This is a genomic window from Caldimonas tepidiphila, from assembly GCF_003569765.1.
Classification (GTDB): Bacteria; Pseudomonadota; Gammaproteobacteria; order Burkholderiales; family Burkholderiaceae_C; genus Caldimonas; species Caldimonas tepidiphila.
The window spans coordinates 62,224-70,510 of the sequence record NZ_QXMG01000031.1 but is presented as its reverse complement, the minus strand read 5'-3'; the positions used below and the strand labels follow the sequence as shown (position 1 = coordinate 70,510).

The window sequence follows — 8,287 nt, the reverse complement described above, 5'->3', positions numbered from 1 at the left end:
GTCTGCCAGCACGCTGCTGAGTCCCGTCTCGCTCGAAAACCGGTTTATCGAAGTTCCCTGGGGGCTGAGCGCAACTTGGTCGACACGGCAGCGAAGCACCCCCAGGCCAGCAAGGCGGCAGATACGGGAAGGCAAAGATCGGGAGGCAGGTGTGGCGAGCGCTGTACCGGCCTCGGCTTGGCGCCCCAGAAATCGGACATGTTCACCTGCATGCCAAGCGCTTGACGTTGTAGACAGCACACTTGAGCACGATGGCAATTTCGTTGCAAGGCAGGCCGATGGCGCGCACTGTTTTGTCCCCGAGGTGCCTCAGCACGACAAAGACGTGCTTGAGGCACGAGCGGCGCCGGTTATTAACCCGGCAATCAAAGGCCCGCCCCGGCCGTGCAGCGAACCGACGAATGCTGGAAATAGCGCTTGATTCGCTCGGGAGCGGCTTGAAGCCCCCTACGTCGTGTATACGCTCACCTCGACAAGGACTGCACCTTTGGCAAGCTGCACCCCTGGGTCGGGCCCGACCTTGCCCGGCTGCCGAAGAACCATGGCGGCAACTTGGTCCCGGGCGAGTTCCCGCACAAGAACGACGCCAGCGGCAGCACCCACCACACCTTCACGAGCCCGCTGGCCTCTCTCAGCATCACTGACCCCGAGACCGCCTTCGGCGGCGACAAGCCGTTGAATGCCGGAACAACCGGGCGCTGCTGGTTCTACGGCGAATACACGCCCTGCTGCCCCAAGGACGGCGACGGCGGCAGAACGACAGGGGCAAGGGCCACAAGGTCGGCGCGACCGTCACAGGGGGGCGCGCCCGTCCCCGCGTGCCCGTCCGCCCCCTTCAGCTCGCCTCCCCCGTGCGCGCCACATGCCGCCGCAACCCCTCCAGGTCCAGCACCCGCACCCCCCCGTACTCGATGCGGATGCAGCCCTTCTCCTGCAGCGCGTGCAGCGCCTCGTTGACGCGCTGGCGTGACAGCCCCACCAGGTAGCCCAGCTCCTGCTGCGTGATGCGCAGCAGCCCGCCCACGCCCGGGTAGAGCACCGGGTGGAACAGCGCCGCGAGGCTGCGCGCCACGCGCGAGTCGGCATCGGTGAGGCGGTCGATCTCGCGCGCGGCGATGAACTGGCCCAGCCGCTCGTTGAACTGGTGGAGCATGAAGCGGTTGAACGGGATGCTGGTGTCGAGCAGCCAGTGGAAGGTCTCCTGCGACAGCCCCGCCACGGTGGTCGCGCGCAGCGCCTGGATGTTGTAGCGGTAGGGTTCGCGCTTGAGCAGCGTGCCCTCGCCGAACCAGGCCCCGGGCGGCACGCCGGTGAAGGTGATCGGCGCGCCGACCGACGAGTCGTTGCTCATCTTCAGCAGCCCGTCGATCACGCCGAGCCAGTGCGTGGGCGGCCGCCCGATGCGGCACAGGATCTCGCCCGCCGCCACCTCGACCGCGCGCAGGTCGCCCACCGCCCGCTCCCGCTCCTCGGCACGCAGTGCACGCAGCCAGTGCACGTCGGCGAGCTCGGCCGCGCTCAGCGGGCGCGCACGCGCGCGCAGCGAATTCGAAGACATGCTGGCCCCGCCCCCTTCAGGCATCCCGGCTCCCGCGGTCCGGCCTCCGCGCCGCTCGCGGCGGCGCATCCGTCCCCCTTCGGGAAATCACTCCCCCGGGGTGTCCCTAGGATTGTCGTCACAACGACAGCCCGGCGTCATTTTCCTGCCTAGCATCGGTTCCGACAACAAGCCATGGTACGTGCAGACCCGCTGCACGACGTCCGGCCGAAAGGAGCCTCACGGTGCAGACCCCAGCGCTTTCCGAGCTGCGAACGACCTTTCCCCGCCTGCTGCTGGAGCACGCTGCCCGCCGTCCCCAGGCGGCCGCGCTGCGCGAGAAGGAATACGGCATCTGGCAGACCCTCACCTGGCAGGATCTGGCTCGCCTGGTGCGCCACCTCGCCTGCGGCCTCGCCGAGGCGGGGCTGCGCCGCGGCCAGCACATGGTGGTGGTCGGCGAGAACCGCCCGCGCCTCTATGCCGCGATGCTCGCCGCGCAGTCGCTCGGCGCGATCCCGATCCCGCTGTACCAGGACGCGGTGGCCGGCGAGTTCGTGTTCCCGATGAACAACGCCGAGGTCGCCTTCGCAGTGGTCGAGGACCAGGAGCAGGTCGACAAGATGCTCGAGGTGCGCGAGCAGTACCCGGCGCTCGCGCGCATCTGGTTCGACGACCCGCGCGGGCTGCGCAACTACAGCGAGCCGGGCCTCGAATCGCTCGACGCGCTGGCCGAGGCGGGCGCCGCCTTCGACGCGAAGAACGCGGGCTTCTTCCAGGCCGAGGTCGACAAGGCGCAGCCCGACGACGTCGCGGCGATGTTCTTCACGTCGGGCACCACCGGCAACCCCAAGGGCGTGGTGCACACGCACCTGAGCCTGCTCGACCGCGCGCACGCCGGCGCGGTGTTCGACCGCCTCACCGAGCGCGAGGAGGTGCTCGCCTACCTGCCGCCGGCCTGGATCGGCCAGAACATCTTCAGCTACGCGCAGTGGCTCGCCTGCGGCTACGTGGTGAACTGCCCCGAGTCGACCAGCACCGTGACGATCGACCTCAAGGAGATCGGCCCGACCTACTACTTCGCGCCGCCGCGCGTGTTCGAGGGGCTGCTCACCAGCGTGATGATCCGCATGGAGGACGCCAGTGCACCCAAGCGCCGGCTTTTCCACTGGGCGATGGACGTCGCCAAGCGCGTCGGCCCGGCGCTGATGGACGGCAAGCCCGTCGGCGGCCTCGACAAGCTGAAGTACGCCCTCGGGAACCTGCTGATCTACGGCCCGCTGCGCAACACGCTGGGCATGAACCGCGTGCGCGTGGCCTACACCGCCGGCGAGGCGATCGGCCCCGACCTCTTCACCTTCTACCGCTCGATCGGCATCAACCTCAAGCAACTCTACGGCTCGACCGAGACCGCGGTGTTCGTCTGCCTGCAGCCCGACCACGAGGCGCGCGCCGACACGGTGGGCATCCCGATCCAGGGCGTGGAGATCCGGCTCGCCGACAACGGCGAGATCCTGGTCAAGTCGCCGGGGCTGCTCAAGGAGTACTACAAGAACCCGAAGGCGACCGAGGAGGTCAAGACGCCGGACGGCTGGTACCACACCGGCGACGCGGGCTTCCTCGACGCGGGCGGCCACCTGAAGATCATCGACCGCGCCAAGGACGTGGGCCGCATCAAGGGCGGCCCCAACGACGGCGCGATGTTCGCGCCCAAGTACGTCGAGAACAAGCTCAAGTTCTTCCCGCACGTCAAGGAGGCGGTGGCCTTCGGCGACGGGCGCGAGAAGGTCTGCGCCTTCATCAACATCGACTTCGAGGCGGTGGGCAACTGGGCCGAGCGCCGCAACCTGCCCTACGCGGGCTACACCGACCTGGCGGCCAAGCCCGAGGTGGCGGAGCTCATCCGCGAATGCGTCGAGAAGGTCAACGCCGACCTCGCCGCCGACGAGAAGCTCGCCGGCAGCCAGATCAGCCGCTTCCTGGTGCTGCACAAGGAGCTCGACGCCGACGACGGCGAGCTCACCCGCACCCGCAAGGTGCGCCGCGGCTTCATCGCCGACAAGTACGGCGTGCTGGTCGATGCGCTCTACGCCGGCCGCAGCTCGCAGTACATCGAGACGCAGGTCAAGTTCGAGGACGGCCGCACCGGCGTCGTCTCGGCCGAGCTGCGCATCGTCGACGCCAAGACCTTCCCGGCCTTGAGGAGTGCCGCATGAACGCCATCGCCCCCACCCTGCGCTCCGCGGTCGTCACCGACCCGCTCGCGCCGTCCGCGTCCCTGGCGGGCTCGCACGGCGACGCGACGCCCGTCAAGGGCCGCCGCGCCGGCGAGGTGATCCTTGACGTGCAGAACATCTCGCTGCGCTTCGGCGGCGTCAAGGCGCTGACCGACATCAGCTTCAACGTCCGGGAGCACGAGATCCGCGCCATCATCGGCCCCAACGGCGCGGGCAAGAGCTCGATGCTCAACTGCATCAACGGCGTCTACCAGCCCCAGGAGGGCTCGATCACCTTCCGCGGCAAGACCTTCAGGCACATGAACTCGCGCCAGGTCGCCGAGATGGGTGTCGCGCGCACCTTCCAGAACCTCGCGCTGTTCAAGGGCATGAGCGTGATCGACAACATCATGACCGGCCGCAACCTGCGCATGAAGAGCAACCTCTTCCTGCAGGCCCTGCGCTGGGGGCCGGCCGAGCGCGAGGAGATCGCGCACCGCGAGAAGGTCGAGCGCATCATCGACTTCCTCGAGATCCAGGCCTACCGCAAGACGCCGGTGGGGCGTCTGCCCTACGGGCTGCAGAAGCGCGTCGACCTCGGTCGGGCGCTCGCAATGGAGCCGCAGGTGCTGCTGCTCGACGAGCCGATGGCCGGCATGAACGTCGAGGAGAAGCAGGACATGTGCCGCTTCATCCTCGACGTCAACGACGAGTTCGGCACCACGATCGTGCTGATCGAGCACGACATGGGCGTCGTGATGGACATCTCCGACCGCGTCGTGGTGCTCGACTACGGCAAGAAGATCGGCGACGGCACCCCGGACGAGGTGCGCAGCAACGAAGACGTGATCCGGGCCTATCTGGGCACCTCGCACTGACATGGCCCACCCCCTGCGGCCTTCGGCCCCCCCCTCGAGGGGGCGCCACCGGCAGCCCGGCAGAGCCGGATCCGCGGTGGCCGCCGGGTCCGGTCCGCTGTGGGGTGAAGCCTCACGCTTCGAAATGACGAACTGAAAAGAAGGTTGTCATGGGATTCTTTCTCGAAACACTGTTCGGCGGCCTGATGGCCGGCATGCTGTACTCGCTGATCGCGCTCGGCTTCGTGCTGATCTTCAAGGCCTCGGGCGTGTTCAACTTCGCGCAGGGCGCGATGGTGCTGTTCGCGGCCCTGGCGATGGCGCGCTTCGCCGAGTGGATCCCGGCCTGGACCGGCATCGAGAGCAAGCTGCTCGCGAACCTGCTGGCCTTCGTGGTGTCGATCGGCGTGATGATCGTGGTGGCCTGGCTGATCGAGCGCCTCGTGCTCGGCAAGCTCGTGAACCAGGAGGGCATCACGCTGCTGATGGCGACGCTCGGCATCACCTACTTCCTCGACGGCGCCGGCCAGACCATCTTCGGCTCCGACATCTACAAGATCGACATCGGCATGCCCAAGGACCCGATCTTCCTGATGGAGAACACCTTCGAGGGCGGGATCCTGCTGAGCAAGGAGGACATGTTCGCCGCGCTGATCGCGGCGGCGCTGGTGGCTCTCCTGACGCTGTTCTTCCAGAAGACCGGCACCGGCCGCGCGCTGCGCGCGGTGGCCGACGACCACCAGGCCGCGCAGTCGATCGGCATCCCGCTCAAGCGCATCTGGGTGATCGTGTGGTCGGTGGCGGGCTTCGTCGCGCTCGTGGCCGGGATGATCTGGGGCTCCAAGCTCGGCGTGCAGTTCTCGCTGTCGCTCGTGGCGCTCAAGGCGCTGCCGGTGGTGATCCTCGGCGGCCTGACCTCGGTGCCCGGCGCGATCATCGGCGGGCTGATCATCGGCGTGGGCGAGAAGCTCTCGGAGATCTACCTCGGCCCCATGCTCGGCGGCGGCATCGAGATCTGGTTCGCCTACGTGCTGGCGCTCGTGTTCCTGCTGGTGCGGCCGCAAGGTCTCTTCGGCGAGAAGATCATCGACCGCGTCTGAGCGCAGCAGAAGGAGAACGACATGCTCTATCGTGAGAACGGCCAGTTCAAGACCTCCTACCGCGCCGACCAGCAGATCTTCCCGATCCTGCAGGACCGCGTCGCGATCCTCGGCCTCATCGCGCTGGCCTTCACCGTGGTGCCGATGCTGGCCTCGGAATACGTGTTCCGGGCCATCCTGATCCCCTTCCTGATCCTGTCGCTCGCGGCGATCGGGCTGAACATCCTGGTGGGCTACTGCGGCCAGATCTCGCTCGGCACCGGCGCCTTCATGGCGGTGGGCGCCTACGCCGCCTACAACTTCCAGGTCCGCATCGAGGGCATGCCGCTGATCGCCTCGCTGCTGCTCGGCGGCCTGTGCTCGACCGCGATCGGCGTGCTGTTCGGCATCCCGAGCCTGCGCATCAAGGGCCTGTACCTCGCGGTGGCGACGCTCGCCGCGCAGTTCTTCGTCGACTGGTCCTTCCTGCGCATCAAGTGGTTCACCAACGACTCGGCCTCGGGCTCGGTGAGCGTCTCGGGCCTGCAGGTCTTCGGCCTGCCGCTGGAGACCCCGGTGCAGAAGTACCTGTTCTGCCTGGCGCTGGTGGTGCTGTTCGCGCTGCTGGCCAAGAACCTGGTGCGCAGCGCGATCGGTCGCGAATGGATGGCGATGCGCGACATGGACGTCGCCGCCGCCGTGATCGGCATCCGCCCGGTCTACGCCAAGCTCACCGCCTTCGCGGTCAGCTCCTTCCTCGTCGGCGTGGCCGGCGCGCTGTGGGGCTTCGTGCACCTCGGCTCCTGGGAGCCGGCAGCCTTCAGCATCGACCGCAGCTTCCAGCTGCTGTTCATGGTGATCATCGGCGGCCTGGGCTCGATCATGGGCAGCTTCTTCGGCGCGGCCTTCATCGTGATCCTGCCGATCCTGCTCAACCAGATCCCCGGCTGGTTCGGCATCCCGATATCGACCGCCACCGTCGCGCACCTGGAGGCCATGATCTTCGGCGCGCTGATCGTGTTCTTCCTGATCGTCGAGCCGCACGGCATCGCGCGGCTGTGGTCCACCGGCAAGGAAAAGCTGCGCCTGTGGCCCTTCCCGCACTGAGGCCGCCGCCGGCAGCCGCAGCCCCCTCCCTCCCCATGCACCAGAGAGTGCCCTTCACCCCAGAACCGGAGACAGACATGAAGCTCAAGTCCCTGGCCCTCGCGGCCGCGATCTCCACCGCCGCCCTCGGCAGCCTGCTCACGGCTCCCGCCGCCGCGCAGCAGGCCAAGGAGCAGTTCTTCCCGGTGCTGGTCTACCGCACCGGCGCCTACGCGCCCAACGGCGTGCCCTTCGCCAACGGCTACGTCGACTACCTGAAGCTCGTCAACGCGCAGGGCGGCATCAACGGCGTGAAGATCAGCTTCGAGGAGTGCGAGACCGGCTACGCCACGGACCGCGGCGTCGAGTGCTACGAGCGGCTCAAGGGCAAGGGCGCGACGGTGTTCCAGCCGCTGTCCACGGGCATCACCTTCGCGCTGACCGAGAAGGCGCCGGTCGACAAGATCCCGCTCATCACCGCCGGCTACGGCCGCTCGGAGTCGGCTGACGGCACCGTCTTCAAGTGGAACTTCCCGCTGCTGGGCACCTACTGGGTCAACGCCGACGTGCTGGTGCAGCACATCGCGAAGAAGGAGGGCGGCTTCGACAAGCTCAAGGGCAAGAAGGTCGCGCTGGTCTACCACGACTCGCCCTTCGGCAAGGAGCCGATCCCGCTGCTGCAGGAGCGCGCCAAGATGCACGGCTTCGAGCTGAGCCTGCTGCCGGTGACGCATCCGGGCGTCGAGCAGAAGGCCACCTGGCTGCAGATCCGCCAGCAGCGCCCCGACTACCTGTTCCTGTGGGGCTGGGGCGTGATGAACTCGACCGCGCTGAAGGAGGCGCAGGCCACCGGCTACCCGCGCGACAAGATGTTCGGCGTCTGGTGGGCCGGCGCCGAGCCGGACGTGAAGGACGTCGGCGAAGGCGCCAAGGGCTACAGCGCCGCGACCATGCAGCACGGCGCGCACCCGGACGCGAAGGTGGTGCAGAACATCCTGAGCCTGGTGCACGCCAAGGGCCAGGGCACCGGCCCGAAGGAGGAGGTCGGCTCGGTGCTCTACATGCGCGGCATGATCTCCGCGATGCTCGGCGTCGAGGGCGTCAAGCGCGCGCAGGAGCGCTTCGGCAAGAAGGTCATGACCGGCGAGCAGGTGCGCTGGGGCCTGGAGAACCTCGCGCTCGACCAGAAGAAGCTCGACGCGCTCGGCTTCGCCGGCGTGATGCGCCCGGTCAGCACCTCCTGCGCCGACCACATGGGCTCCTCGTGGGTGCGCATCCACAGCTGGGACGGCGCGAAGTGGAACTTCACGTCCGACTGGTACCAGGCCGACGACCAGCTCCTGAAGCCGATGGTGAAGAACGCCGCGAGCAAGTACGCCAGCGAGAAGAAGATCGACCGCCGCGCGGTCGCCGACTGCGAGGCCTGAGCCCCGCCCTTCCCGCCCCCGGCCTCCGCGCGGGGGCCGGGGCTCCCGACGGAGCCCTCGGGCAAGCGCGGCGTGCCGCGCTTGC

6 protein-coding genes are annotated in these 8,287 nt (G+C 68.1%); 5 read left to right on the top strand and 1 reads right to left on the bottom strand.

From position 1 onward, the window contains the following. Nucleotides 1-835: 835 nt before the first annotated feature. Nucleotides 836-1,558 carry a Crp/Fnr family transcriptional regulator gene (locus D3A59_RS16900; protein ID WP_119156360.1) on the bottom strand — a complete coding sequence of 241 codons (723 nt, stop codon included), beginning with the start codon at nt 1,556-1,558 and terminating at the stop codon, nt 836-838. 248 nt (nt 1,559-1,806) lie between these two features. Here D3A59_RS16900 and D3A59_RS16895 point away from each other — a divergent pair, with 248 nt between their 5' ends. The 5 genes from D3A59_RS16895 (at nt 1,807) to D3A59_RS16875 (ending at nt 8,202) form a co-directional block, all read left to right on the top strand. Then, nucleotides 1,807-3,753, top strand: coding sequence for an AMP-dependent synthetase/ligase (locus tag D3A59_RS16895; RefSeq protein ID WP_119156372.1), 1,947 nt, complete (start codon nt 1,807-1,809; stop codon nt 3,751-3,753). After that, nucleotides 3,750-4,631 carry an ABC transporter ATP-binding protein gene (locus tag D3A59_RS16890; protein ID WP_240636094.1) on the top strand — a complete coding sequence of 294 codons (882 nt, stop codon included), beginning with the start codon at nt 3,750-3,752 and terminating at the stop codon, nt 4,629-4,631. Before D3A59_RS16895 ends, D3A59_RS16890 begins: the two co-directional genes overlap by 4 nt. Nucleotides 4,632-4,780: 149 nt before the next feature. Beyond that, nucleotides 4,781-5,710: a branched-chain amino acid ABC transporter permease gene (locus tag D3A59_RS16885; RefSeq protein WP_119156358.1), complete on the top strand. Its 930-nt coding sequence runs from the start codon at nt 4,781-4,783 to the stop codon at nt 5,708-5,710. 21 nt (nt 5,711-5,731) lie between these two features. Further along, nucleotides 5,732-6,796 (top strand): branched-chain amino acid ABC transporter permease, encoded by a 1,065-nt coding sequence (locus D3A59_RS16880; protein ID WP_119156355.1) that lies wholly within the window; start codon nt 5,732-5,734, stop codon nt 6,794-6,796. Between the two features lie 77 nt (nt 6,797-6,873). Beyond that, a complete protein-coding gene (locus tag D3A59_RS16875) occupies nt 6,874-8,202 on the top strand; it encodes an ABC transporter substrate-binding protein (protein ID WP_119156353.1) in 1,329 nt (442 codons plus the stop codon). Nucleotides 8,203-8,287 lie beyond the last annotated feature (85 nt).

Bases quoted from the DNA above. Each gene is read 5' to 3' on its own strand.
- D3A59_RS16900 (WP_119156360.1), bottom strand. From the start codon at position 1,558: ATGTCTTCGAATTCGCTGCGCGCGCGTGCGCGCCCGCTGAGCGCGGCC.
- D3A59_RS16890 (WP_240636094.1), top strand. From the start codon at position 3,750: ATGAACGCCATCGCCCCCACCCTGCGCTCCGCGGTCGTCACCGACCCG.
- D3A59_RS16885 (WP_119156358.1), top strand. From the start codon at position 4,781: ATGGGATTCTTTCTCGAAACACTGTTCGGCGGCCTGATGGCCGGCATG.
- D3A59_RS16880 (WP_119156355.1), top strand. From the start codon at position 5,732: ATGCTCTATCGTGAGAACGGCCAGTTCAAGACCTCCTACCGCGCCGAC.
- D3A59_RS16875 (WP_119156353.1), top strand. From the start codon at position 6,874: ATGAAGCTCAAGTCCCTGGCCCTCGCGGCCGCGATCTCCACCGCCGCC.